This window comes from Pseudomonas sp. HMWF032 (assembly GCF_003060885.1).
GTDB lineage: Bacteria > Pseudomonadota > Gammaproteobacteria > Pseudomonadales > Pseudomonadaceae > Aquipseudomonas.
This window is the reverse complement of the sequence record NZ_QAIG01000008.1, coordinates 210895-235807: the sequence shown is the minus strand read 5'-3', so window position 1 is coordinate 235807 and position 24913 is coordinate 210895. Positions and strand designations below refer to the sequence as shown.

Annotated in this window: 22 protein-coding genes, 1 tRNA gene and 1 pseudogene; 15 read left to right on the top strand and 9 right to left on the bottom strand. The window is 59.3% G+C overall.

Going from position 1 to position 24913, the window contains the following annotated elements:
- Nucleotides 1-25 precede the first annotated feature (25 nt).
- Nucleotides 26-268, top strand: a complete 243-nt coding sequence (locus DBR00_RS13525) for a glutaredoxin family protein (RefSeq protein WP_108487425.1) — start codon at nucleotides 26-28, stop codon at nucleotides 266-268.
- 97 nt (nucleotides 269-365) lie between these two features.
- On the opposite strand, the gene DBR00_RS13520 is transcribed toward DBR00_RS13525, so the two are convergent.
- The 3 genes from DBR00_RS13520 to mobA form a co-directional block, all read right to left on the bottom strand.
- Nucleotides 366-442 (bottom strand) — tRNA-Pro (locus DBR00_RS13520).
- A gap of 130 nt (nucleotides 443-572) precedes the next feature.
- Nucleotides 573-794, bottom strand: a complete 222-nt coding sequence (locus DBR00_RS13515; RefSeq protein WP_108487426.1) for a YgdI/YgdR family lipoprotein — start codon at nucleotides 792-794, stop codon at nucleotides 573-575.
- A gap of 26 nt (nucleotides 795-820) precedes the next feature.
- Entirely contained in the window at nucleotides 821-1450 is a 630-nt protein-coding gene (mobA, locus tag DBR00_RS13510; RefSeq protein ID WP_108487427.1) for a molybdenum cofactor guanylyltransferase MobA, read from the bottom strand.
- 68 nt (nucleotides 1451-1518) lie between these two features.
- Here mobA and moaB point away from each other — a divergent pair, with 68 nt between their 5' ends.
- Together moaB and glp are read left to right on the top strand one after the other, a co-directional pair.
- On the top strand, nucleotides 1519-2058 hold the full coding sequence (gene moaB / locus DBR00_RS13505; protein WP_090248092.1) for a molybdenum cofactor biosynthesis protein B: 540 nt from the start codon (nucleotides 1519-1521) through the stop codon (nucleotides 2056-2058).
- Entirely contained in the window at nucleotides 2055-3269 is a 1215-nt protein-coding gene (glp, locus tag DBR00_RS13500) for a gephyrin-like molybdotransferase Glp (protein WP_108487428.1), read from the top strand. The genes moaB and glp overlap by 4 nt, the downstream gene beginning before the upstream one ends.
- Nucleotides 3270-3376: 107 nt before the next feature.
- Here glp and DBR00_RS13495 read toward each other — a convergent pair whose 3' ends face one another.
- Entirely contained in the window at nucleotides 3377-4399 is a 1023-nt protein-coding gene (locus DBR00_RS13495; protein WP_108487429.1) for an AraC family transcriptional regulator, read from the bottom strand.
- Nucleotides 4400-4736: 337 nt separating this feature from the next.
- On the opposite strand from DBR00_RS13495, the gene DBR00_RS13490 reads away from it, so the two are divergent.
- The 3 genes from DBR00_RS13490 to DBR00_RS13480 are packed head-to-tail and all read left to right on the top strand — an operon-like array spanning nucleotide 4737 to nucleotide 9498.
- On the top strand, nucleotides 4737-6332 hold the full coding sequence (locus DBR00_RS13490) for an FAD-binding oxidoreductase (protein WP_108487430.1): 1596 nt from the start codon (nucleotides 4737-4739) through the stop codon (nucleotides 6330-6332).
- A gap of 2 nt (nucleotides 6333-6334) precedes the next feature.
- The gene (locus DBR00_RS13485) at nucleotides 6335-7942 is read left to right on the top strand and encodes a glycerol-3-phosphate dehydrogenase/oxidase (RefSeq protein WP_108487431.1); all 1608 of its coding nucleotides are present in this window, start codon (nucleotides 6335-6337) and stop codon (nucleotides 7940-7942) included.
- Complete coding sequence (locus tag DBR00_RS13480; protein ID WP_108487432.1) at nucleotides 7939-9498, top strand: FGGY-family carbohydrate kinase; 1560 nt, start codon at nucleotides 7939-7941, stop codon at nucleotides 9496-9498. The genes DBR00_RS13485 and DBR00_RS13480 overlap by 4 nt, the downstream gene beginning before the upstream one ends.
- Before the next feature lie 166 nt (nucleotides 9499-9664).
- Here the strand turns inward: DBR00_RS13480 and DBR00_RS13475 are convergent, their stop codons facing one another.
- Nucleotides 9665-10363: a pirin family protein gene (locus tag DBR00_RS13475; RefSeq protein WP_108487440.1), complete on the bottom strand. Its 699-nt coding sequence runs from the start codon at nucleotides 10361-10363 to the stop codon at nucleotides 9665-9667.
- 224 nt (nucleotides 10364-10587) lie between these two features.
- On the opposite strand from DBR00_RS13475, the pseudogene yegS reads away from it, so the two are divergent.
- Both yegS and DBR00_RS13465 read left to right on the top strand, forming a co-directional pair.
- A pseudogene (gene yegS, locus DBR00_RS13470) lies at nucleotides 10588-11428 on the top strand (lipid kinase YegS).
- A gap of 150 nt (nucleotides 11429-11578) precedes the next feature.
- Complete coding sequence (locus DBR00_RS13465; RefSeq protein ID WP_108487842.1) at nucleotides 11579-12514, top strand: chemotaxis protein CheV; 936 nt, start codon at nucleotides 11579-11581, stop codon at nucleotides 12512-12514.
- A gap of 17 nt (nucleotides 12515-12531) precedes the next feature.
- Here the strand turns inward: DBR00_RS13465 and DBR00_RS13460 are convergent, their stop codons facing one another.
- Nucleotides 12532-13011, bottom strand: coding sequence for a DUF1499 domain-containing protein (locus tag DBR00_RS13460; protein WP_108487843.1), 480 nt, complete (start codon nucleotides 13009-13011; stop codon nucleotides 12532-12534).
- Between DBR00_RS13460 and DBR00_RS13455 the strand changes: the two genes are divergently transcribed.
- Complete coding sequence (locus DBR00_RS13455) at nucleotides 13010-13816, top strand: MOSC domain-containing protein (RefSeq protein WP_108487844.1); 807 nt, start codon at nucleotides 13010-13012, stop codon at nucleotides 13814-13816. The two genes, DBR00_RS13460 and DBR00_RS13455, sit on opposite strands and share 2 nt — an antisense overlap.
- Nucleotides 13817-13854: 38 nt before the next feature.
- Here DBR00_RS13455 and DBR00_RS13450 read toward each other — a convergent pair whose 3' ends face one another.
- Complete coding sequence (locus DBR00_RS13450; protein ID WP_108487845.1) at nucleotides 13855-15780, bottom strand: transglycosylase SLT domain-containing protein; 1926 nt, start codon at nucleotides 15778-15780, stop codon at nucleotides 13855-13857.
- A 358-nt stretch (nucleotides 15781-16138) separates the two neighbouring features.
- Between DBR00_RS13450 and DBR00_RS13445 the strand changes: the two genes are divergently transcribed.
- Together DBR00_RS13445 and DBR00_RS13440 are read left to right on the top strand one after the other, a co-directional pair.
- Nucleotides 16139-18055, top strand: coding sequence for an ATP-binding cassette domain-containing protein (locus tag DBR00_RS13445; protein ID WP_108487846.1), 1917 nt, complete (start codon nucleotides 16139-16141; stop codon nucleotides 18053-18055).
- A gap of 45 nt (nucleotides 18056-18100) precedes the next feature.
- Nucleotides 18101-18787, top strand: coding sequence for a hypothetical protein (locus tag DBR00_RS13440; RefSeq protein WP_108487847.1), 687 nt, complete (start codon nucleotides 18101-18103; stop codon nucleotides 18785-18787).
- Nucleotides 18788-18815: 28 nt separating this feature from the next.
- Here the strand turns inward: DBR00_RS13440 and DBR00_RS13435 are convergent, their stop codons facing one another.
- The gene (locus tag DBR00_RS13435) at nucleotides 18816-19256 is read right to left on the bottom strand and encodes a universal stress protein (RefSeq protein ID WP_108487848.1); all 441 of its coding nucleotides are present in this window, start codon (nucleotides 19254-19256) and stop codon (nucleotides 18816-18818) included.
- Nucleotides 19257-19342: 86 nt separating this feature from the next.
- Here DBR00_RS13435 and DBR00_RS13430 point away from each other — a divergent pair, with 86 nt between their 5' ends.
- On the top strand, nucleotides 19343-19780 hold the full coding sequence (locus tag DBR00_RS13430; RefSeq protein ID WP_108487886.1) for a hypothetical protein: 438 nt from the start codon (nucleotides 19343-19345) through the stop codon (nucleotides 19778-19780).
- A 120-nt stretch (nucleotides 19781-19900) separates the two neighbouring features.
- Here the strand turns inward: DBR00_RS13430 and DBR00_RS13425 are convergent, their stop codons facing one another.
- A complete protein-coding gene (locus DBR00_RS13425) occupies nucleotides 19901-20713 on the bottom strand; it encodes a hypothetical protein (protein ID WP_108487849.1) in 813 nt (270 codons plus the stop codon).
- Between the two features lie 481 nt (nucleotides 20714-21194).
- On the opposite strand from DBR00_RS13425, the gene fadB reads away from it, so the two are divergent.
- From fadB to DBR00_RS13410, 3 genes are all read left to right on the top strand, one after another.
- Nucleotides 21195-23342: a fatty acid oxidation complex subunit alpha FadB gene (gene fadB / locus DBR00_RS13420; RefSeq protein ID WP_108487850.1), complete on the top strand. Its 2148-nt coding sequence runs from the start codon at nucleotides 21195-21197 to the stop codon at nucleotides 23340-23342.
- Nucleotides 23343-23372: 30 nt separating this feature from the next.
- The gene (fadA, locus tag DBR00_RS13415; RefSeq protein WP_108487851.1) at nucleotides 23373-24548 is read left to right on the top strand and encodes an acetyl-CoA C-acyltransferase FadA; all 1176 of its coding nucleotides are present in this window, start codon (nucleotides 23373-23375) and stop codon (nucleotides 24546-24548) included.
- An 85-nt stretch (nucleotides 24549-24633) separates the two neighbouring features.
- Complete coding sequence (locus DBR00_RS13410) at nucleotides 24634-24870, top strand: DUF1653 domain-containing protein (RefSeq protein ID WP_108487852.1); 237 nt, start codon at nucleotides 24634-24636, stop codon at nucleotides 24868-24870.
- The last annotated feature ends 43 nt before the right edge of the window (nucleotides 24871-24913 follow it).

The following is a 24913-nucleotide window of genomic DNA, read 5'->3' as shown; positions in this document are numbered from 1 at the left end:
TCCGATCATGATTGGAGGGAGGCAGATGCTTCCGGAATGTCAGTTACTCGGCACACTCGGCTGCCATCTCTGTGAAGTGGCTGAGGCACTGCTGATGCCCTTTGTCGAACAGGGGCTGCTGGTCGAGCTGATCGATATTGCTGATAAGGAGCACTGGGTTGCTGACTACGGTCTGCGCATCCCTGTGTTGCGCCGCGTTGATACGGGTGCCGAGCTCAGTTGGCCATTTGAGGCTGAGCAGATTGTCGATTTTTTGCGTGTTTTCTGAACGCTGGACGCAGTCTTTCTGGAGTAGGTGCAGGGCGTAACGTGTTTTCTGATGTGCATAAAAAAACCCGCTTTAAAGCGGGTTTTTTTATGCGGTTTGGTCGGAGAGACAGGATTCGAACCTGCGACCTTCTCGTCCCGAACGAGACGCGCTACCAAGCTGCGCTACACTCCGAATGCGTCGAGATTGTACTGAAAAAGTTTTACTGCACAAGGGGTTAGCGCTTAATTTTTCTATCGAAATGCCGTCTGGAGAGGCCGTGATAGACCCAGACGCCACTTGTGCAAGCGTCTGGGAGCTGAGCTTAGAGTTCCTTGACGGTACGTACCTGGTCTTTGTTGACCTTGGCGCGTTTACCATCAAGTTGTTCGAATTCGTAGAAGCCCGAATGCTTGTCGAAATGCGGCTCGTCGATGGTCTGGATTTCGCGGCCGTCATTGAGGGTTATGACCGCTGGTGATGCGCAGCCTGTCAGCGCGAGCAGGCCCAGGGTTAGCAGCAATGCCGGAATAATCCGCTGAGTCATAGGGTTCTCCTTGATTGATAGAATTTTTACCCTGCGTGTGACGAAACTTTTCCAGCCAAGTTCCCTGGCGGTGGCTGATCAGCCGCTGCAAGCAGCTCCGGGGTGTTCAGATTGGCCAGGCGCTGATCACCGGGTAGGCAGTCGATGGTCAGGGGGGCCAGGCTGCGCAACCAGCGTTGCGGGCTGCGTTCTCCGGCCTGCCAGGCGCGCTCCAGATCCGCTCGCAACGTACAGGGGATGATGCTGAACAGCGGCTCGAGAAACTCGCCCTGGCGGATCACCACCGCGCGCTCACCGGCCTGGCTCAGCAGGGCCTGAAGCAGTGCGTTGTCCAGCTGTGGCGCATCGCACGGCAGGATCAGCAGGTTGGCATGTCGGGCCACACGCAGACCAGCACGAATGCCTGCCAACGGGCCTTGATAATCCGCGGCCTCATCACTGACCAGACGATCAGCAAAGGGCGCATAACGCTCGGCGTTGCGGTTGCAGGAGATAAGCAGGTCGTCGGTCAACGGCCGTACTCGCTCATGCAGCCAGGCAATCAGTGGGCGGCCCTGCCAGTCGAGCAAACCCTTGTCGGCACCGCCCATGCGTTGGCCGCGACCACCCGCCAGGAGCAATACGGAACAGCCGGGCAGGTTATCGGGGGCGGGCATGGCGGAGCCTCCAGCGGCGGGCCTGTGATATAACGGCGGGCATTATCGCCCATAACCGGAAGCCTGCCATGAACCACAAGGCCGAGGCACATTTCGTGCCCTTGAATATTGCGGTGTTGACCGTCAGTGACACCCGCAGCCTAGAGACTGACACCTCCGGCCAGCTGTTTGTTGATCGCCTGCAGGCGGCCGGCCATCAGCTCGCCGCTCGGGTTTTGCTCAAGGATGATCTGTACAAGATTCGCGCCCAGGTCGCCACCTGGATTGCCGAGGATCAGGTGCAGGTGGTGCTGATTACCGGCGGTACCGGCTTTACCGGCCGCGACAGCACCCCGGAAGCGGTGAGCTGTTTGCTGGACAAACAGGTCGATGGTTTTGGTGAGCTGTTCCGGCAGATTTCCGTGCCTGATATCGGCACTTCCACGATTCAATCCCGCGCTCTGGCCGGCTTGGCCAACGGCACGCTGGTGTGCTGCCTGCCGGGTTCGACCAACGCCTGCCGCACCGCCTGGGACGGTATTCTTGGCGAACAGCTGGATAACCGTCATCGCCCGTGCAATTTCGTTCCGCACCTCAAGTCGGTGGCCGCCTGCGAGAGCCGTGGATGAGCTGCTGTGACAAACCCGGATTGATGCCCGTCGAGGCGGCGCTGGCGCGTTTGCTGGCGCAGGCCGAGGCCAGTGCGATTGTTGAGACCGAACCAGTTGCCTTGAGCGATGCCGCGGGCAGGGTTTTGGCTGCGCCGCTGGTGGCCGGCTTGGCTCTGCCGCCTTGGGACAACAGCGCCATGGACGGTTACGCCCTGCGCCTGGCCGATTGGAAGGGTGAGCCGCTGGTCGTCAGCCAACGCATTCAGGCCGGCATTGCGCCGCAGCCGTTGCTGCCCGGCACCTGTGCGCGGATCTTTACCGGCGCGCCGCTGCCAGCCGGCGCTGATACGGTGGAAATGCAGGAAAACGCCGTGCTCGATGAAGATGGCCGAGTCGCCTTTAGCGAGCCGCTTAAGCGCGGGCAGAACGTGCGTGCCCAGGGTCAGGAAACCCGTCTTGGCGATTCCGTCTTGCCGGCCGGTACTCGTTTAGGCCCGATCGAACTGGGCTTGGCGGCTTCCCTGGGTTGCGCCGAATTGACGGTGCGCCGGCGGCCGCGGGTGGCTGTGTTGTCCACCGGCGATGAGCTGGTCGAGCCTGGTCAGTCGCTGGGGCCAGGACAGATCTACAACAGTAACCGCCGTTTACTGATCGCCTGGCTACAGCGTCTGGGCTGTGAGGTGGTGGATGGCGGCATTCTGCTTGATGACCTGCAACAGACCCGTGCGGCGCTGGCTGCGTTGAGTGATGTTGACCTGATTCTCTCCACTGGTGGCGTGTCTGTGGGCGAGGCGGATTTCCTCGGTATGGCCCTGCGTGAAGAGGGTGAGCTGGCGCTGTGGAAGCTGGCGATCAAACCGGGCAAGCCGCTGACCTGTGGGCAATTTCGCGGTGTGCCAGTGATCGGTCTGCCGGGCAATCCGGCCTCGACCCTGGTGACGTTCGGCCTGCTGGCGCGGCCTTATCTGTTGCGCCGTCTAGGTGTGCAGCGGGTCGAACCGTTGGGCTTTCCGATGCCCGCGGGTTTCACCTGGAGCAAACCGGGCAACCGCCGTGAATACCTGCGCGCGCGCCTGGAAAATGGCCGGGTGGTGCCTTACCCGAACCAGAGCTCCGGGGTGCTGCGCAGCGCGGCCTGGGCTGAGGGGCTTGCCGAAGTGTTGGAAAATACCACCTTGGCCGAGGGCGATAGTCTGCGCTTTATTCCGTTGAGTGAAATCCTCGGGTAGGGCGGCGCACCTGCTGTCTCCTTGTGGTGGATGAAAACAGCGTCATCCACCCTACGCTTGGCGCGTGGCACTAAGCTGGATGGCGTTTCAACCATCAACCAAGCGGGTTAACCCGTACGCCGGCTTTCGCGAAACTCGCCCGGCGTCTGCCCCGTCCAAGTCTTGAAGCTGCGGTGGAAGGAGCGTGATTCGGTAAAGCCCAGGTAGCTGGCGATGTCCTGTATCGCCAGGTCGCTGCGCAGCAGGTAGTGCTCGGCCAGTTCCTGGCGCAATTCATCGAGAATCTGCTGGTAACTGGTGCCGGCCAGTTGCAGGTGGCGCTGCAGGGTGCGCACCGTCATGTTGAATTTCTCTGCCACCCGTTCCTTGCGCGGCAATCCATGCTTGAGCAGGAGGCGCAGGGCGTTCTTTACCCGGTGTGGCAGCGGCTCGTTGTCGTCCAGCCCGGCCATCAGCGTGAGGGCATGTTCTTCCAAGGTGCGCAGCAAGTTGGCATCGGCCTGGCGCAGCGGCACGGCGAGGTATTCCAGCGGCACGATCAGCGCATTGCAGCTTTGCTCGAAGCGGATCGGGCAGCCGAAAATCGCTTGATACTCCGCCAAATCCGCCCCCTCAGGCAGGGCGTGCTCGAACCACACCTCCCGCGGCGAGCTGTCTGAGTCGGAGATCCAGCGCGCATAGAGCAGCCAGGAGGCCAGTACGTTCTCCACCATGTGCCGGCGAATTGGCTCAGCCTGATGACGACAGGTCCAGATCAGGCGAACGTGATCTGTGCCGGCTTCGACTCGGCTGACCCCCATATCGCCCACCAGTTTCTCGTAAGGCACGATGCGGCTCATGGCCTCACCGAGGGTGGCGCAGTTCATGGTGATATAGCCCAACACACTCCATGAGCCTGGCTGCACAAAGCGCGCGCAGTGCAGGCCAAACAGCGGGTCATCGGAGACCTGCAACAGGTGGCCGAGCAGGCGCTCGTGGGTTTCACTGGGGAGGCGCTTGCTGTTGTCGGTCAACTCGTCGGCCTTGATACCGGCGGCGGCCAAGGCTTGGTCGATGTCCACACCCAATTGCTCGGCATGGCGCAGGTATTTGAGCAGGGAGGGGACGGAGGTATAGCCGAGGTTTTCCATGAGCTGTTCTTATTCTGAGTTCCTAGAGCCTGTTTCGGATCGCGCGAGCTAGAGCGAGACAAGGAAAAATGGCCGAGGAAGCGGAGTTTACGAGCTGTAAATGAGCATTACTCGTTTCACTCGCTCCTTCGAAGCCGCACTAAAGTGCGTTAGCCGCTAGCGGCTTCCGAGGTCATTTTTAACGCAGTATCGCCGACGCGCAGCAGATCCGAGACAGGTTCTTATTTTGATTGTCTTGATTGGCGATAACGCCTGGCTCGATCAGACAGTGACGCCCTGCAACGGCTCGCTAGTATAGGCAGCCATCAAGGGTGACTGAAATATCCGGGAGACACAGATGCGACGTTGGAATGGCTGGGGTGATGAAGCAACCGTGGTGGAGCTGCCGGCTCATGGCGAGGCATTTCTGGCCGAACTGGTCGGACCGGGCCAGGTGCTTGCTGATGCTAGCCTGGAACAGGTGCTGGCGCAGGTGCCGGCTTCGCGTCTGCAGGCCCATCCGCTGATCAGCCTGAATGCCGAAGACCGTGTGCGTCACGCCCGTGGCCAGAGCCTGCCGGACTGGCTGGCGATGCGTTCCGGCGATTTCGGGGTGTTCCCCGATGGCGTAGCCTATCCGGAAAGCGCCGCGCAGATCCGCGAGTTGCTGGCCTGGGCCAGCCAGCATGACCTGATCGTGATTCCCTACGGCGGCGGTACCTCGGTGGCCGGGCATATCAACCCGCAGGCCGGCAGCAAACCGGTGCTGACCCTGTCGCTGGCACGCATGAGCAAGCTGATCGAGATCGACCACGACAGCCTGATCGCCACCTTCGGCCCTGGCGCCAATGGTCCGCAAGTGGAAAGCCAGCTGCGCGCGCAGGGCTATACACTCGGCCATTTCCCGCAGTCGTGGGAGCTGTCGACTTTGGGTGGCTGGGTCGCCAGCCGTTCCAGTGGCCAGCAGTCGCTGCGCTACGGGCGCATCGAGCAATTGTTTGCCGGCGGCAAGGTCGAGACCTTTGCCGGCACCCTGGAGATTCCAACCTTCCCGGCCTCAGCCGCCGGCCCGGACCTGCGCGAAATCCTCATGGGCTCCGAAGGGCGCTTCGGCATCATCTCCGAGGTCAAGGTGCGCATCACCCGCCTGGCCGAGCAGGAGAATTTCTACGCGGTGTTTTTGCCCGACTGGCAGCAAGCGCTGAGCGCCATTCGCAGCTTGGCTCAGGCGCGGGTGCCGCTGTCGATGCTGCGCCTGTCCAACGCCATCGAGACTAAAACTCAACTTGCATTGGCCGGTCATCCGCAGCAGATCGCCTGGTTGGAGAAATACCTGGCACTGCGCGGCGCGCGTGAGGGCAAGTGCATGCTGACCTTCGGCGTAACCGGTAGCCGCACACAGAACGCCGCCTCGCTGAAGCAGGCGAAGAAGTTGCTGAAGCGCTTTGACGGCGTGTTTACCGGCACCTTGCTGGGTAAAAAATGGGCAGAAAACCGCTTCCGTTTCCCCTACCTGCGCCATGGCCTGTGGGCCGCTGGCTATGCGGTGGACACCCTGGAAACCGCCACCGACTGGAGCAATGTCGACAACCTGCTGAACAAGGTCGAAACCAGCCTGCGCAACGGCTTGAGCGAAGAGGGCGAGCAGGTGCATGTGTTTACCCACCTGTCCCACGTCTACAACGAAGGCTCGAGCATCTACACCACCTACGTGTTCCGCCCGGGTGCGAACTACGCCGAGGCCATGGCGCGCTGGCAGAAGCTCAAGCATGCCGCCAGCCTGACCATCGCCGAGAACCGCGGCACCATCAGTCATCAGCATGGTGTCGGCCGCGATCACGCGCCTTACCTGCCGGTGGAGAAGGGCGAGCTGGGTATGGCCACGCTCAAGGCATTGGCCGGGCACTTCGACCCCGAGCAGCGCCTGGCACCTGGCGTGTTGCTGCAGGATTGATGATGAGCCAGTGGAACGCCGCCTGGCGTGAACAGGCACTGCCTGAGCTGGCTGCACGCGACTGGGACCTGATCGTCGTCGGTGGCGGCATCAGCGGTGCCGGGATTCTGCGTGAAGCGGCGCGGCGCGGCTGGAAATGCCTGCTGCTGGAACAGCGCGACTTTGCCTGGGGCACGTCCAGTCGCTCCTCGAAGATGGTGCATGGCGGGTTGCGTTATATCGCCAAGGGCCAGTTCGGCCTGACCCGCGATTCGGTTCGCGAGCGCCAGCGCTTGTTGCAGGAAGCGCCGGGCTTGGTCGATCCCTTGAGTTTTATCATGGCCCACTACCAGGGCGGCTTTCCCGGCCCCAAGGTATTCGGCGGCCTGCTGGCGGTGTATGACGCCTTGGCCGGCAAGCGCAATCATCTGTACTACCCGCTGCAGCAATTGCGCTACCTGGCACCTGGCATCAAGGAAGACGGCCTGCTCGGCGGTACGCGCTTTTTCGATGCGGTGACCGACGATGCACGGCTGGTGCAGCGCGTGCTGGGCGAGGCCCGTACCGAGGGCGGTGAAGCGCTCAACGGCATGCGCGTGGTCGAGTTGCTGCGCGAAGACGGACGCGTCACCGGCCTGCTCGCCGAAGACAGTGAGACGGGGTTGCGCCATGGCTTCAAGACCCGCGCGGTGGCGCAGGCCACAGGTGCTTGGGCCGACCAGCTGCGGCAGAAGACCGGGCTGGAACATATCCGCCCGTTGCGCGGCAGCCACCTGCTGGTGCCGGCCTGGCGCTTTCCGGTGGCCCATGCGTTCAGCTTTATGCATGCGGCGGACAAGCGCCCGGTGTTTGTCTTCCCGTGGGAAGGCGCAACGGTAATTGGCACCACTGATCTGGATCACCCGGCGCCATTGGCCGAAGAAGCGCGAATCAGCCCGGATGAAGTCGATTACCTGTTGGCCGCCTGTGCCCAGCAGTTTCCAGTGGCCGAGATTACGGCGGCGGATGTGCTCTCGACCTGGGCCGGGGTACGCCCGGTGGTCAGCGATGGCGCGTCGGAACGCAAACCCTCGGATGAAAAGCGTGAGCATGCGCTCTGGGTGGAACCCGGTTGCGTAACCCTGGCGGGCGGCAAGCTGACCACCTTCCGCTTGCTGGCGTTGGAAGTGTTGCAGGCCTGTGCACCGATGGTCGGGCGCAGTGTGGATGATCACGGTGCAGCGACCTTTGCCGTTGTACCCCAGCAGCCGATGCCGCAGTTAAGCCCTGCTCAGCAGAAACGCCTGATCGGTCGTTATGGCCGTGCGCTGCCGCAGGTGCTGGCGTTGGTCGATGAGCTGGGTGTCGAGCTGGTGGCCGGCACGGATACGCTGTGGGCCGAACTGGCTTGGGCAGCCGAACAGGAGCTGGTGCTGCATCTGGATGACCTGTTGCTGCGCCGTACCCGTTTGGGTCTGCTGTTGGCACGCGGTGCGGCCGACGAACTGCCACGTATTCGCGCGTTGTGTCAGCACCGTCTGGGGTGGGATGACGCGCGCTGGCAGCAGGAAGAGCAGGCTTATCGGCAACTCTGGCAGCGCTGCTACAGCCTGCCGGCAGAAGATGGATCACGAGGAAGGACGGCGTCTTGAGCGAGAACAGTTATCTGCTGGCCATCGACAATGGCACCCAGAGCATTCGGGCGCTGCTGTTTGATCTTCAGGGCAACCTGCTTGGCAAGGGCAAGGTGGAACTTGAGGCCTATTACTCCAAGCAACCCGGCTGGGCCGAGCAGGACCCGGAATACTACTGGGCCAGCCTCGGTGAAGCCTGCGCGCAGTTGTGGCAGCAGGTGGATATCGACCGCAGCCTGATCACGGGGGTGGCGCTGACTACCCAGCGTGGCACCCTGATCAATGTTGACTCGCAAGGCCAGCCGCTGAGACCCGCGATGCTCTGGCTCGATCAGCGTCAGGCCAAGGTCGAAGGACGGATCACCGGTCCCTGGGGCTGGCTGTTCAAGATCGCTGGGGTACAAGCCACGGTCGACTATTTTCGCGCCCAGGCTGAGGTCAACTGGGTCGCCCAGAACCAGCCTGACATCTGGGCCAAGACGCACAAGGTGCTGCTGCTCTCGGGCTTTCTTACTCACCGCCTGTGCGGCCAGTTTGTCGACTCGCTGACCAGCTGCGTGGCTTACCTGCCGTTCGACTACAAACGCTTGCAGTGGGCCAAGCCCGGCGACTGGAAATGGCAGGCCATGCCGGTGCGGCGCGAACAACTGCCGGAGCTGCGCAAGCCCGGCGAATTGCTTGGGCATATCAGCGCAGCGGCCAGCCGCCATACCGGGATTCCCGAAGGTCTGCCGCTGATTGCGGCGGGCGCTGACAAGGCCTGTGAGGTGCTGGGTGCCGGAGGCGTGGAGCCGAGCATGGCGTGCCTCTCCTATGGCACCACGGCGACCATCAACACCACGCGCAGTCAGTACTTGGAAACCATCCCGCTGATTCCTCCATACCCGTCGGCGATTCCCGATCACTTCAACACCGAGGTGATGATCTATCGCGGCTTCTGGATGGTCAGTTGGTTTAAACAGGAATTCGGTCTGCGCGAAATGCAGCGGGCCAAGGCGCTGGGCGTTGAGCCCGAGGCGCTGTTCGATGAGCTGGTCAACAGCGTACCGGCCGGCTCCATGGGCCTGATGCTGCAGCCCTACTGGTCGCCGGGTATCCGCGAACCGGGGTTGGAGGCCAAGGGTTCGATCATCGGTTTTGGTGACGTACACACCCGCGCACACATCTACCGGGCGATTCTGGAAGGGCTGGCCTACGCACTGCGTCAAGGCAAGGAAAAGATCGAGAAGCGTTCGGGCACGCGAATCACCCGCCTGCGGGTTTCCGGAGGTGGCTCGCAGAGTGATGCGGCCATGCAACTGACGGCCGATATTTTCGGCCTGCCGGCCGAGCGTCCGCATCTGTATGAAACCAGCGGCCTGGGCGCGGCGATCAATTGTGCGGTCGGGCTGGGTTTGTACCCGGACTACCCAACAGCCATTGCTGCGATGACCCGGGTGGGTCAGGTATTCGAGCCTAATGCGGAGGCACAGCGCACTTATCAGCAGCTGTACACGCAGGTTTATCAGCGCATGTACAAGCAGCTGAAGCCGCTGTATCAGACGATTCGCAAAATCACCGGCTATCCAGCGTAAAAGGCTGCTGCGCGTCGGCCCTGCTGCGTTAAAACAGGCTCGGAATGCTCATGTACAACTCGTACACTCCGCTTCCTCGCCTGTTTTGACCAGCCGGAGGCTGTTACTAACGTAGCGCCTTGCAGGGCTCTAGCGCGAGCCTTTGGACAGGCTCCGCAGTGATGGGTCAGGCCACATCCACCAGGATGATTTCGCTGTCTTCGACAGCGGTCACCCGGATCACTTCTACATCGCTGACCGCCACACCATCACGGGCTTGGGCGCTGACGCCGTTGACCTCAATGCTGCCGCTGGCGGCCACCAGATACGCCTTGCGAGAAGCACCAATCGGATACTCGGTGCTTTGGCCCGCTTGCAGGGTGGCCGCGGCCATCCGCGCATGGGTGCGGATCGACAGGGCGTCCTGGTCTTCGGCAAAGCCGCTGGCCAGGGTGACGAAGGTACCGGCACGTTCACCTTTAGGGAACGGCTTGGTGCCCCAGGACGGTGGTAGGCCCGACTGGTTGGGTTGAATCCAGATCTGGAAGATCTTGGTGGTGGTGTCCTCCTGGTTGTATTCGCTGTGGGCAATTCCGGTGCCGGCGCTCATCACCTGCACATCACCGGCTTCGGTACGGCCATGGTTACCCAGGTTGTCCTTATGGGTGATGGCCCCTTGGCGTACATAGGTGATGATTTCCATGTCGCGGTGCGGGTGGGTTGGAAAGCCGGTGTGCGGTGCAATTTCATCATCGTTCCAGACCCGCAGCGGCCCCCAGCTCATGCGCGCCGGGTCATAGTATTCGGCAAAGGAAAAGTGATGACGGGCATTCAGCCAGCCGTGATGGGCACCGCCGAGCTCGGCGAAGGGGCGTACTTCGATCATCTGCATATCCTCATTTAAGGAACACCGGCTTTCAGCAGCGGTGTTCATTGGCGATGAAAGGATGATCCAATAAATCTATGCGATTGAAAATGCGTAAATATTGAGAATATTAATCTAATTATTAGATGTATATCGTCGTTTGCAGGCTGGCGCAGCCTCAGTCCTGCTGCTGAATCTTTATCTTGAAGCGTGAAGGGATGTCTTGAGTGCAATAACGTAAAGCGCTGCTGATTCTGCATGGCAGTAAGTTTTTTATGCCGAGGTACGCGCTGCCGTACAGGCGCGCCGTGAGTCGGGCTGGCAGCTGGATGTGCGGGTGACCTTGGAGGGCGGCGATGTGCAGTGTCTGGTTAAGGAGGCCTTGCAGGTAGGTTATCCGCCCCTGATTGCGGGTGATGGCACGCTGCGCGAAGTGGCTGAAGCCATGGCGCTGTTGCCATTGGGCGCGGCCCATGATTTGCCCGTGCTGCCGGTATACCGCTTGAGCCATGGGCTGCCTTGGCTTTGTTGGACAGACCAGCCGACTCGATAGATCTGGACGAAGTTGAAGACCAGATTTTTAAACAGGGCTACTGGCGGTTTTGGCTCGAATGTCCGCGTCAACACGCCGGAAGCGCTTAAGCGACTGCTTGGCGGCGCGGCATATTTCCTCACCGGACTGGCTCGTTTGGCCGAGGTACGCTCCTCCTTTGGCGGGTTCACAGGGCCTTTCTTTCACTTGAACGATGATTTTCTTGCCCGCGGTATTGGTAATGGCCGTCAGGTCGGTGTTGGGCATATGTTGTGCACTCAGGGCAGGTCAGCGATGGTTTGCCGGATACCTGCATTGTGCCGGTTGCTGCTGATGTGGTCGGCACCCTGGGTACCTTGCTGTCGGCTGGCATCAATGGTTTGCACAGCGTGTCCATTAGTGCTCGGCTGCCTTGGTTGGACGTGGACGCACCGGAAGGTCTTGACCTCAATCTCGACGGCGAATCCATGGAAAGTCGTAAGCTACGCCTTGTGGTCTTGCCCGCGGCGTTAGTCATGCATTTACCTGTGCATTCTCCTCTGTCGGAGGGTTAGGTGGTGTGGCATGGGGCTGGCGAGCGCAGTGCGCTGTGCTTGACGCATGATGGTGCTGCGTTATCCGCCTTCAGATATGCGGTATCTGGTCGATACACCGCTCATGGCTATTTGAGCTAGGCTAGATCAATAAGTAAACAGGAGCGCATGATGGCCGGCATTCTCGACTCAGTGAACCAACGCACCCAGCTGGTGGGCGAGAACCGCCTGGAAATTCTGATGTTTCGCCTCACCGGCCGGCAGTTGTTTGCGATCAACGTGTTCAAAGTGCAGGAAGTCCTGCAGATGCCCAAATTGACCCTGATGCCGCAGCGCCATCGGTTTGTCTGCGGGGTGGTCAACCTGCGCGGGCAGACCTTGCCGGTGATCGACTTATCCCAGGCCATCGGTATGCGCCCAATCGTGCCGGATGAGCGCAGCACCATCATCGTCACCGAATACAACCGCTCGGTGCAGGCCTTTCTGGTGGGTGGAGTTGAGCGCATCCTCAACCTCAATTGGGAATCCATCCTGCCGCCACCGGGCGGAGCAGGGCGGCAGCATTACTTGACCGCGATCACTAAGGTCGAGGATCAGATCGTTGAAGTCATTGACGTGGAGAAGGTGCTGGCGGAAATCAGTCCGATGAGCACCAAGGTGTCCCCTGAAAAACTCGCTGATCCGCTGCTTGAGCATGCACGCGGACGTGAGGTGCTGCTGGTGGATGATTCTAACGTGGCGATGAGCCAACTCAAGGGCACCATGGCGCAACTGGATATCCGTTGCCATGCCGCTAGCGATGGTCTGCGCGCCCTCAACCTGCTGAAAAGTTGGGCTGACGCCGGAGTGGATGTGCACGAGAAGCTGCTGATGGTGATCACCGATGCGGAAATGCCCGAGATGGATGGCTACCGCCTGACTACAGAAATCCGCAATGACTCACGTCTCAAGGACTTGTATGTGGTGCTGCATACCTCGCTGTCCGGCAGTTTCAACGAGGCCATGGTGAAGAAAGTCGGTTGCGACAGCTTTCTGTCGAAGTTCCAGCCGGACAAACTGGTAGATGTGGTGCACGAGCGCTTGGCGCTGATCCACCCGCAGAAGTAACTCTGGTCAGTGCTGTGCTATTCGCTCAGGCGCTGGCGCAGGTGTTCAATGCGTTCGCGGTTGACCTCAAAATCCTTGTAGCCCAGGCGTGACGCTGAGCGTACATCGACAGCTGTTGCGCCGATATTGAACTCTACATCATCGACAAATCTCATCAATCTGCTGCTGAACTCGGCGCGCAGATATCCCGGCGCTTCCTCCACCACACGTACCCGTGGCTCGCTGTCAAGTACGTTCTTTAACTGCGCCTGTGTCTGCTCAGGCGTGCCCTTCAAAGGCAGTGGCGCAATGGCGTGGCGTGGGTCGTTGGCCTGGCTGTTGACGCAGTTCGGTGAGTCCGGGCAGGCAGCCAGACGGCCATTGTGTAGCCCCGGATTTTCAGGGGGTGTGCCGCTGCAGGCGCTCAGCACCACCAGGAGCGGTAAGGTTAAGGCAGGCTTGTGAGCACGGCGGGTTACTCGTATAAGTGCTTTTTGCCAAAGGGAAGCTGGGTTCATGTTGCATCTCTCCGGGTTGTACCGTTATCCACTGAAATCAGCAGCGGGTGAAGCGCTGCATGAAACGATGCTGGACGCATTGGGCGTGCAGGGTGATCGTCGCTGGATGGTAGTCGATGCAGAAACAGGACGCTTCTTTACTCAGCGTCTGCTGGCACAGATGACCCAGTTGCAGGCGCGCTGGCTGGACAGTACGCACCTGCAGTTGAGTGCGCCCGGTATGACTGATCTGCCGGTGGCGATGCCGAACGCCCAGGCACCGCTGCGCGGGGTGACCATCTGGCGTGACAGCCTGCAGGTTCCGGATGCCGGTGATCAGGCGGCTCAGTGGTTGAGCCGGTTTCTCGGTCGCGCCTGCCGCCTGGTGCAGGTCTCGGAGCCGCGCGCGCGGCAGGTCGATACGGCCTATGCCGAAGTGGGCGAGAAGGTCGCGTTCGCTGATGGTTTCCCGCTGCTGCTGATCGGTCAGGCTTCGTTGGATGATCTCTCGGCGCGCGTGGGCAGACCATTGCCGATGCTGCGTTTCCGTCCGAATCTGGTGGTCAGTGGTGCAGCGCCCTATGCCGAAGACAGCTGGACGCGCATCCGTATCGGTGAGCTGGAGTTTCGAGTGGTCAAGGGCTGCTCGCGCTGCATCATGACCACCCTCGACCCGCAGACGGGGGAGCGCAGCGCCGATCGCGAACCGCTGATCACCCTGAAAACCTACCGTGAGCGTGATGGTGAGGTGTATTTCGGGCAGAACCTGATCGCCTGTGGCGAAGGGCCACTGACGCTGGGTATGCCGGTAGAAGTGCTGGCCTAGAAAGGGCGGCTCAACCTCTGCGGTTGAGCCGTATCGGCTTACTGGTCGAAGTAACGCTCGTGCCAGGCCACCAGGGGCTGCGGCGCGTTGAGCTTCTCGCCGTAGATCACCGAGTAGGACAGCACGTTCTGTACATACTGGCGGGTTTCATCAAACGGAATGTTCTCGATCCACACGTCATACGACAGATGGTCCGCCCCCCGCAGCCACTGACGCACACGGCCTGGGCCGGCGTTGTAGGCAGCGGAGGCGAGCACGCGGTTGCCATTGAACTGGCCATAGATCTGGCTCAGGTAAGCGGCGCCCAGCTGGATATTGATTTCCGGGCGGTACGCCAGTTGCGGCGATGACAGCGGAATGCCGAAGCGCTTGGCGGTTTCCTGGGCGGTGGCCGGCATCAACTGCATCAAGCCCATGGCGCCGACATGGGATTTGGCGTCGGCCATAAAGGCGCTTTCCTGGCGGGTAATGGCGAAGACCCAGCTGGAGTGAATGTCGCGGTTACGGGCTTCACGCACCAGTTGGTCGCGGTGGGCCATGGGGAAACGCACATCCAGATCGTCCCAGTACTGCGCCTGGCTGATGGTACGGATGGCCGGGAAGTACCAGCCCATCTCATAGGCCAGGCGCGCTTGGGCGACCATCTCATCACGGCTAAACAGGCGGCTGACGTTGTACCACTCGCGCCGACCATCGGCGACCTGGCCACGGGCGTGGAACTCCAGGGCGCGGCGAATGGCTGCCGAGTTACGCACTTTCTGGATAGTTTGCGGGCTCAGGGCCAGTGGCTTGTTATTCAGCTGATAGGGCGCTTGCACCTGGTCGGCAGCCATAAAGCCATAGAAGTCGCGTTCCTTGGCCAGCGCCTGATACAGGGCCTTGGGTTCCTGGCTGTTGGGCTGTGCCAGTTGCAGGCTGCGCGCCTGCCAATAGCGCCAGCGGTTGGTATTGCCCAGCTCGGCCGGCATTTTGCGGGTCAGCTGATTGGCTTCTTCCCAGCGGCCCAGGCGCAGTAGCAGGCGGGCGCGCCATTCACTGACGGTGTTGTCACGCAGTTCGGGGTCGTACTTGGCCATGACTGGCAGGGCACGAGCATCGAAACGCTTGGCCAGGGTCAGGCCGATCTCGCGTGCTATCGCGACCTGTTCCTCGCTGGAAAATTTCATGCGCTGGGCATAACCGTCCAGCAATTTCAATGCGTTTTCCGGATCCTGGCGGGCCAGGCGGCGTAGGCCGAGGCCTACTACATCGGCCATGGCCGGGTCTGTTTGGGTGAAGCGTGCGGTCTGTTTCAGCAACTCTGGCTTCTGTGCCACCTCCAGCAGGCTTTTGCCGTGGTTGCCCAAGGTGGGCATGGTCTTGATCAGGTGGGTGACCAGGCCATAGTTGCGCGCTTCGGCTGCCAGCTTGGCGCGTTGCCAGCGCTTTTGTTCGGTGAGTTGACCGGTAGCGGCCCAGCGCTCGAACAGCGGATCACAGGCATTGGGCTGGGATTTACCCACCAGCCAGAGTTTCTCCGCGGTCGCGCTGCCTTCTTTCTGCATACCGTGGGTGAGCTGGTATTGGCCATACAGGCAATCGAGTTCGGTGAAGTTCAAGGCCGGGTTGTAGTAGTTGATAAAAGTCTGCCATTCGCCGCGCTCGGCCAGCCAGCGCAACCAGCGCAACTTCATCCAGCTGATCTGCGGCAGGTCGCCATGTTCGGCCAGAAATTTCTCGATTTCGTCATTGCTTGCCCACTTCAGGCGCGCAGTCAGCTCGTCATAGGCCAGATAGGGCTCCAGTGGGTAGTCACGCAAGGCGCTGGCATAGCGCTGATAAGGTCCCTTGTCGCCTTTGGCCAGCGCGGCTTTGGCCTGATCGTAAAATTGACGTTGTTGCGCCAGGGTCGCGGCATGCGCCGCCGAAAAACTCAGAGAGGAAACCAGCAGACAGGACAACAGGCTGAACAAAGGACCGCGCATGATACTTCCAGGCAAATAGTGCATATCGCTCTAGCTTAGTCCTTTGCCTGTAGGCGGTGAAGGCTCATCGCGCATTGTCCGAAGAGCCGCTCCTGATAGCAGGCATCGCTGAGTCACTAGGGGATAGGTGCGTTGATGGGGGTTAACGCCGGGAATGGGTGAAATTAGTGGGCCTGGCGCTGAAATTGCCTGCTCGGCCTGTATGCTTCTCGGTTAGAATGCGCGCCCTGTTTTGTAGGTGCTGCGGCATCCACAAATGATTATCTAGGTGTTTCAGCGGTCGCTGCAGACCTCAGGCGATATTCAATTGCCTGGCTACGGCATTGTGTGAACCCCTGCTGCTTTGTTGAGGCGTGCCATGACCCTGCTCAAATTCACCGAAATTTCCCTGGCCTATGGCGCGATGCCGCTATTGGATAAGGTGTCGTGGCAGATCGCTCGGGGCGAGCGGGTGTGCATCATCGGCCGCAATGGCACGGGCAAATCGAGCATGATGAAGCTGGTCAAGGGGGATCAGAAGGCCGATGACGGTACCGTATGGCGTGCGCCAGGTCTCAAGATCGGCGAGTTGCCGCAGGAATTGCCGGTAGCCGATGACCGTACGGTGTTTGATGTTGTGGCCGAAGGTCTGGATGGTGTGGGGGCGCTGCTGGCTGAGTACCATCACCTTAGTCAGAACATTCACAGCGATGCCGATCTGGATAAGTTGATGCATGTGCAGCAGGACCTCGAGGCACGTGATGGTTGGCGTTTGCAGCAGCTGGTCGACAGCACCCTGAGTCGCCTGCAGTTGCCGGCCGACAAGACCCTGGCCGAGTTGTCTGGCGGCTGGCGGCGGCGTGTACTGTTGGCTCAAGCACTGGTCTCCGAGCCGGATCTGCTGCTGCTCGACGAGCCGACCAACCACCTGGATATTGGCGCTATTGCCTGGTTGGAAGAAGCCTTGGCCGATTTTCAGGGCGCAGTCCTGTTTATTACCCACGACCGTTCTTTTCTGCAAAATCTGGCCACGCGCATCCTCGAACTGGATCGTGGCGGCTTGATCGACTGGAATGGCGACTACGCCAGCTTCCTGGTGCACAAGGAAGCCATGCTCGCGGCGGAAGAAACTGCCAATGCTCTGTTTGATAAGAAATTGGCCCAGGAAGAAGTGTGGATCCGGCAGGGCATCAAGGCTCGTCGTACCCGTAACGAAGGGCGTGTACGCGCTCTGAAAGCCTTGCGTGTTGAACGCAGTGAGCGCCGCGAACGCACCGGCAAGGCCAATATCCAGCTGGATGCTGCAGAAAAGTCTGGCAAGCAGGTCATGGTGCTGGAAAACGTCAGTTTTGCGCATCCGGGTGGGCCGTTCCTGATCAGGGGCTTCTCCATGGTGCTGCAGCGCGGCGACCGCATCGGTCTGCTTGGCGCCAATGGCACCGGCAAGACCACGCTGCTCAAGCTGATGCTCGGCGGACTGCAGCCTACCCAAGGCACGGTGACCGAGGGTACGCGTATCGATGTGGCGTATTTTGACCAATTGCGGCATCAGCTCGATCTGGAAAAAACTGTGATCGACAACGTCGCAGAAGGTCGTGACTTTATCGAGATCGATGGGCAGAACCGCCATGTGCTGAGCTACCTGGGCGACTTCCTGTTCAGCCCGCAGCGTGCGCGCACGCCGGTCAAGGCGCTGTCCGGTGGTGAGCGAGCACGCCTCTTGCTGGCCAAGCTGTTCAGCAAGCCAGCCAACCTGCTGGTGCTGGATGAACCCACCAACGACCTTGACGTGGAAACTCTGGAGTTGCTTGAGGAGGTGCTGCTGACTTTCCCGGGCACTGTGCTGATGGTCAGCCACGACCGGGCTTTCCTCGACAACGTGGTGACCAGCACGCTGGTGTTTGAAGGTGAAGGTCAGGTGCGTGAGTATGTTGGTGGCTATCAGGACTGGCTGCGTCAGGGTGGTTCGCCGCGCTTGCTTGGGGTGGGTGAGAGCAAAGCCGGCAAGCCTGAACTAGCCTCAGCTGTGGTGCCTACACCGATGGTTGCCGAACCCGTAGTGGCCGCCGTCGCAAACAAGAAAAAACTCAGCTACAAACTGCAGCGTGAACTGGAAGCCATTCCTGGGCAGATCGATGCTCTGGAAGTGCGGGTAGCTGAGCTGCAGGAACAGATTGCTGCACCAACCTTTTATCAGCAGTCGGCAGACAAGACGGCTGAAGTGTTGGCGGCTTTGCAGTTGGCTCAGCAGGGGCTTGATCAGTTGGTCGAGCGTTGGGCTGAGCTGGAAGGTTAAGCAATATCCTCAAACAGGACTTTGAGATTTCTGCCGGAGACCGTTATGGCCATCGAGTACCGCATCACTCTCGACGACGATCATCAGTTCAGCTACCGGATTGAGCTGGATCGCGTTTATGACGTTGAGGTGGCGCAGCGCGCACCGGCCTGGACACGGTTGGACTACCAGCAGTGCAGTAATTGCCCGTTGAGCAAAGATAACTTTAGTCACTGTCCTGCAGCAGTTGATCTGCATCGAGTGATTGAGGACTTTCAGGGGTTGCCGGCTTTCAAGAAAGTGTCTGTGTGGGTACGAACCCCTGAGCGCGAGTACACCAAATTGCTCGGCTTAGAAGAGGGCTTGCGTGCACTGCTTGGGGTGATCATGGCCACCAGCGCCTGCCCTGTCTTAGGCAAGTTAAAGCCTATGGCGCAGCACCATCTTCCCTTTGCCAATACTCAGGAATTCACTCTGCGCACAGTGTCGCTGTACCTGACCCAGCAGTATTTCAATTTGCGCGAAGGGCGTGCGGCAGATTGGGAGCTCAAGGGGCTGGTACGTATGTTCCAGCAGTTACAGCTGGTCAATCAGGCTTTCTGGCAGCGCATTCATGCTACTTGTGATGGTGATTCGAACCTTAAGGCGTTTCTGACCTTCTTCTCCATGGCTTCTAGCATGACTTATTCGCTGGAAACCCAGCTGCAGAAGATCCGGCCTCTGGTCATGAGTTCTGGTGATGCCGGCGATTGAGTTTTTGGTGGTGCGCCGGCAGCGAGCCTCAGTCAGTTTTTTTTAGGCGTACAGCAAGCACATCGCAGGGGGCGCCATGCAGCACGTCGTTGGCGGTGGAGCCCAGTAACAAGGCCAATCCATGACGGCCATGGCTGCCAACGATGATCAAGTCACACTGCTGTTCGGTAGCCAGGCGGTGGATTTCCTGGCGGGGTTGGCCGTAGGCTAGGTGGCGATGGTCACTGCTCACATCGGGGTATTTGCCTGCGAACCTGTCCAGGCGTTCGCGGGCCTGGTCGAATTGCTGCTGCTGCAGCATCGACAGGTCCATCGGCACGTCGCCGCCAAAGGCCATGGCCATAGGTTCGACAATGTGCACTACGGATAATGTGGCTCCGCTGCTGGCGGCCAATTTCTGCGCGCGGTGCATGACCGGGTCGCACTCTTCAGTAAGGTCGACAGCGACCAGTATGTGCTGGTAGGGCATGGGGTGACTCTCCGTGCAAGTGGTTCAATGACCTTAGTATGGTCGTCCTGAGCGTTGATGACAGGTTTTGCCTGCGAGATAACGATATGAGTCCCTGGTTTTTGCTGTTACTCCTGGCTTTTCTGCTCAGTCCTCTGGCTTGGCTGGTGCCTTCGCGCCATCAGCGTGGGCAGATGGATGTGCGCCTGCAAGCCCGGCAGATGGGAGTGGCAATGCAGTTATCGCACCAAGAATGGCCGCATTGGTTGTTGCGCCAACCGCCAGGCTCATGCCCGCAATATCACCGGGCGCGCCGACGTGGGCAGATTGATAGTTGGTGTTATTGGCAGTTGGGGCCAGGGCAGTGGGTCAATAGGTGGCGTGAACCCTGCTCGGATGATGCCTTGCTGGCGCAGTTGCAAGACTTGCCCGTAGATGTCTACAAGGTCGAGGCGACCACGCAGATGCTTTCTGTGTGCTGGGGTGAGCGTGGTGCGCGCGAGGCGCTGGAGAGAATAGTAAGTTTTCTCAAGGCTAACGCCTGACGCGTCGGTCTTCTGTTGGTTTCTGTTGGTGGATCTGCGCTGGTGCAGCCAATAAAAGAAAGCCCAATGCGAACACTGGGCTGGAGTGCGGCCAGGCAGGCCGGTTAAGTAAGCCGTTGCTTAGAGGTTGGCGGTCGAGTACTGACCTGCAATCTGTTCAATGCCCTGAATGATAGTGTTGGAATACTTGTTGACTAGGAATGGCACGCTGTTCTCGTTGTAATTGATCAGCGATTTTTCGATATAGCGCCACTTGGTACCTACCCCATCCCAGGCTTGTTTGAGTTGTGGGGTGTTTTTCGGATTTTCTTCCAGTGCTGCCATTTTGTTGGCGAACTCGCTGACTAAATCCTCCATGGGGCGCGCATCTCCGCCGCCCATGAATGTAGCGCCCACTGAAGCGCTACGGGACGCGTAATCGACCGCAATGCCCTGCATCAGCAAGCTTTGCTCGCGGCTGAGTTGGGTCAGCGCGGGCACGCTGTAGCTGCTCTCCTGTTGAATCTTGTTGTACAGCTCCTGGCTCATGTTCATCAGTTGTTGATTGCGCGTGGCCAGGTCGGCTACCGGCTGTAGATCCGTGTAGCCCTGGTTCTTCAGGGCGTTGGTCAGGTTATTCAGGTCACCCTGATAACCCTTCCATTGTTGATCCAGTTGTGCGCGAAGCGCCTTTGAACCTTCTCCCGGCATGTCACCCAGGGCGCTCAAGTGATTATTGGCCTCAGTGAGTGACTCGTTGATCATGCGCGCATAACGTTGATCACCCTCCATGCCGTTGAACATGTAGAAGTCACCCAGGGTTTTTTGCGCAGCCAGACGCAGTTGGTGCAGTTTCAGCAGGTTGGTGGCGGCATCTGCAGCTTGAGTGGTAGCACTGAACAGGGGGAGGGTGAGTAGGGTGCTCAAGACGATGGCAAGCATGCGGCTCGACATGGCGAAACTCCGTGCGCCCTTGATTGGGCTCTAATTGTTTTTGTTTTGATTACGGTCGGTCTAAAACGGCCGTATTGAGACGACTGTACCTGTAGCGAAATCATTTTGCTAGGTATGCGAACTGTCACACTTTGGATGGTTGACTGCTCCTTGTCGGCATATATCGCTGCGGATGTGCGCTCGTTCAAGGCACCGTTGTTAGCGGCGAGTTGTGGGCCCGAACGTAAATTTTTGTACGGCCTACGAGTCACTACAGGCCAATTGACAAGTTCGGGCTTTTCCTTGAAGGTGTGCACACCCAAATCAAACGGGCGTATGAATTGAGCGTTTGCCTTCAGAGGCGCCGCCTTTACAGCCCGATTATCGCGTCGGTGGGTGTGCCAGGCTGATTGGGGCTACTCTTAGACGGCTATGCCGTGGAGTAGCTTGCTGGTTGGCTCCGATGTGTACTGTTCAGCTTCCATACCGTGGAGATCAGTTGATGATTTACGAAGGTAAAGCCATCACGGTTAAGGCTCTTGAGAGTGGCATCGTCGAATTGAATTTCGACCTCAAGGGTGAATCCGTCAACAAATTCAACCGTCTTACCCTCAATGAACTGCGTCAATCCGTTGATGCAATCAAGGCTGATGGTTCGATCAAGGGCGTGATTGTCACCAGTGGCAAAGACGTATTTATCGTCGGTGCCGACATCACCGAGTTCGTCGACAACTTCAAGTTGCCGGACGAAGAGCTGGTGGCTGGCAACCTCGAAGCCAACAAGATCTTCAGTGATTTTGAAGACCTCAATGTTCCGACTGTTGTCGCGATCAATGGCATCGCCCTGGGCGGTGGTTTTGAAATGTGCCTGGCTGCGGATTACCGCGTCATGGCTGACAGTGCCAAGGTTGGTCTGCCAGAAGTCAAATTGGGTATCTACCCAGGCTTCGGCGGCACCGTGCGTCTGCCACGTGTTATCGGTACCGATAACGCCGTTGAGTGGATTGCCGGTGGTAAGGAAAACAAAGCAGCTGACGCCCTCAAGGCAGGCGCCGTTGATGCTGTAGTGACTGCTGACAAGCTGCAAGCAGCAGCCCTGGACCTGATCAAGCGCGCCATCTCCGGTGAGCTGGACTACAAGGCCAAGCGTCAGCCGAAACTGGAAAAACTCAAGCTCAACGCCATTGAGCAGATGATGTGCTTTGAAACCGCCAAAGGTTTCGTTGCAGGCCAGGCTGGCCCGAATTATCCGGCTCCGGTTGAAGCCATCAAGACCATCCAGAAAGCCGCCAATATGGCGCGCGATAAAGCCCTGGAAGTTGAAGCGGCAGGTTTCGTCAAACTGGCCAAGACTCCGGTTGCTGCCAGCCTGATCGGCCTGTTCCTGAACGACCAGGAACTGAAGAAGAAAGCTAAGCAGTACGACGAAATCGCCAAAGACGTGAAACTGGCTGCCGTACTCGGTGCAGGCATCATGGGTGGCGGTATCGCCTACCAGTCTGCTTCCAAGGGCACCCCGATCCTGATGAAGGATATCCGTGAAGAGGGTATTCAGATGGGGCTGGCCGAGGCGTCCAAGCTGCTCGGCGGTCGCGTTGCCAAAGGTCGTATGACCCCGGCGAAGATGGCTGAAGCCCTTACTGCGATTCGTCCAACCATGTCCTACGGCGACTTCGGCGCTGTTGATATCGTGGTTGAAGCCGTGGTTGAGAACCCCAAGGTCAAGCAGATCGTGCTGGCTGAAGTGGAAGGCGTAGTTAAAGAAGACGCCATTCTCGCGTCGAACACCTCGACTATTTCCATCAACTTGCTGGCCAAGGCCCTCAAACGTCCGGAAAACTTCGTCGGCATGCACTTCTTCAACCCGGTGCATATGATGCCGCTGGTTGAAGTGATTCGTGGCGAGAAGTCCAGCGACGTAGCCGTGGCTACCACCGTTGCTTACGCCAAGAAAATGGGCAAGACCCCGGTTGTGGTCAACGACTGCCCAGGCTTCCTGGTTAACCGCGTGCTGTTCCCGTACTTCGGTGGCTTCTCCAAGCTGCTGAGCTTTGGTGTCGACTTCGTGCGTATCGACAAGGTCATGGAGAAGTTCGGCTGGCCGATGGGCCCGGCGTACCTGTCCGACGTGGTCGGTATCGACACCGGTCACCACGGCCGTGACGTCATGGCTGAAGGCTTCCCGGATCGCATGGCGGTTGAAGGTCGTACCGCGGTTGACGTGATGTATGAAGCGGATCGCCTAGGCCAGAAGAACGGCAAAGGCTTCTACGCCTACGAAATGGACAAGCGCGGCAAGCCGAAAAAGGTTTCCGACCCGGTTGCCTACGATCTGCTGAAGTCCATCGTGACTGAGCAGCGTGAAGTGACTGATGAAGACATCATCAACTTCATGATGATTCCTCTGTGCATGGAAACCGTGCGTTGTCTGGAGGACGGCATCGTGGATACCGCAGCTGAGGCCGATATGGGCCTGATCTACGGCATAGGCTTCCCTCCGTTCCGCGGTGGTGCACTGCGTTACATCGATAGCATCGGTGTAGCCGAGTTCGTTGCCCTGGCCGACAAATATGCCGAGTTGGGCGCGCTGTACACCCCGACTGCCAAGCTTCGCGAAATGGCCGCCAAGGGCCAGAAGTTTTTCGGTTAATCGCGCAACGACTAGAGCGAGAGTGAATTTATGAGCCTGAATCCTAGAGATGCAGTCATCGTCGACTTCGGTCGTACCCCGATGGGTCGTTCCAAGGGCGGCATGCATCGCAACACCCGTGCCGAAACCATGTCGGCCAACCTGATCAGTGGCGTACTGGCACGTAACACCAAGGTCGATCCGGCCGAGGTGGAAGACGTGATCTGGGGCTGCGTCAACCAGACCCTGGAGCAGGGCTGGAACATCGCGCGCATGGCGTCGCTGATGACCCAGATTCCGCACACCAGTGCCGGCCAGACCGTGAGCCGCCTGTGCGGTTCGTCCATGAGCGCTCTGCACACTGCTGTGCAGGCGATCCAGACTGGCAACGGTGACGTGTTCGTCATCGGCGGTGTGGAGCATATGGGCCACGTAGGAATGATGCACGGCGTTGATCCAAACCCGCACCTGTCGCTTTACGCGGCCAAGGCCTCGGGCATGATGGGTCTGACTGCTGAAATGCTCGGCAAGATGCATGGCATCAGCCGTGAGCAGCAGGATGCATTCGGTGAGCGTTCGCACCGTCTGGCCCACAAAGCTACCGTCGAAGGCAAGTTCAAGGATGAAATCATCCCGATGCAAGGCTACGACGAGAACGGCTTCCTGAAGGTGTTCGACTACGACGAAACCATTCGTCCGGAAACCACCTTGGCAAGCCTGGCTGCACTGAAGCCTGCGTTCAACCCGAAAGGCGGCACCGTGACTGCAGGTACGTCCTCGCAGATCACTGACGGCGCTTCCTGCATGATCGTCATGAGTGCCCAGCGCGCCCAAGACCTCGGCATTCAGCCAATGGCCGTGGTTCGCGCCATGGCCGTGGCCGGTGTTGATCCGGCGATCATGGGTTACGGTCCTGTACCGTCAACTCAGAAAGCGCTCAAGCGTGCCGGTCTGACCATCAATGACATCGACTTCTTCGAGCTTAACGAAGCCTTCGCGGCCCAGGCCCTGCCTGTGCTGAAGGATCTGAAAGTGCTCGACAAAATGGAAGAGAAGGTCAACCTGCATGGCGGCGCGATCGCTCTGGGTCACCCGTTCGGTTGTTCCGGTGCGCGTATCTCCGGTACCCTGCTGAACGTGATGAAGCAGAACGGTGGCACCTTCGGTGTTTCGACCATGTGTGTAGGTCTCGGCCAAGGCATCACCACCGTCTTCGAACGCCTCTAAGCTTCACTGGCGTCAGAGATGGAAGAACCGGGGCCAAGTGCCCCGGTTTTTGTTTATCAGTTGAAAATCTTCAAGGAATTTACCGATGCAGTTGCAGCCCGGCCTCTATCGTCACTACAAAGGCCCTGAATACCGCGTGTTTGGCGTTGCCCAGCATTCCGAAACGGAGCAGGCGATGGTGGTCTATCAGGCGCTGTACGGCGAGTTTGGCGTGTGGGTGCGACCGTTGGAGATGTTTTGCGAAAGCGTTGAAGTGGACGGCGAGACGGTTCCACGCTTTGCTTTGATTCAGGCTGAAACCGCACTGTTTACTCGGCCTTGAGCTGACATCGGGCCACTGCTGCGCTTGACCTCTGCCGGACCAC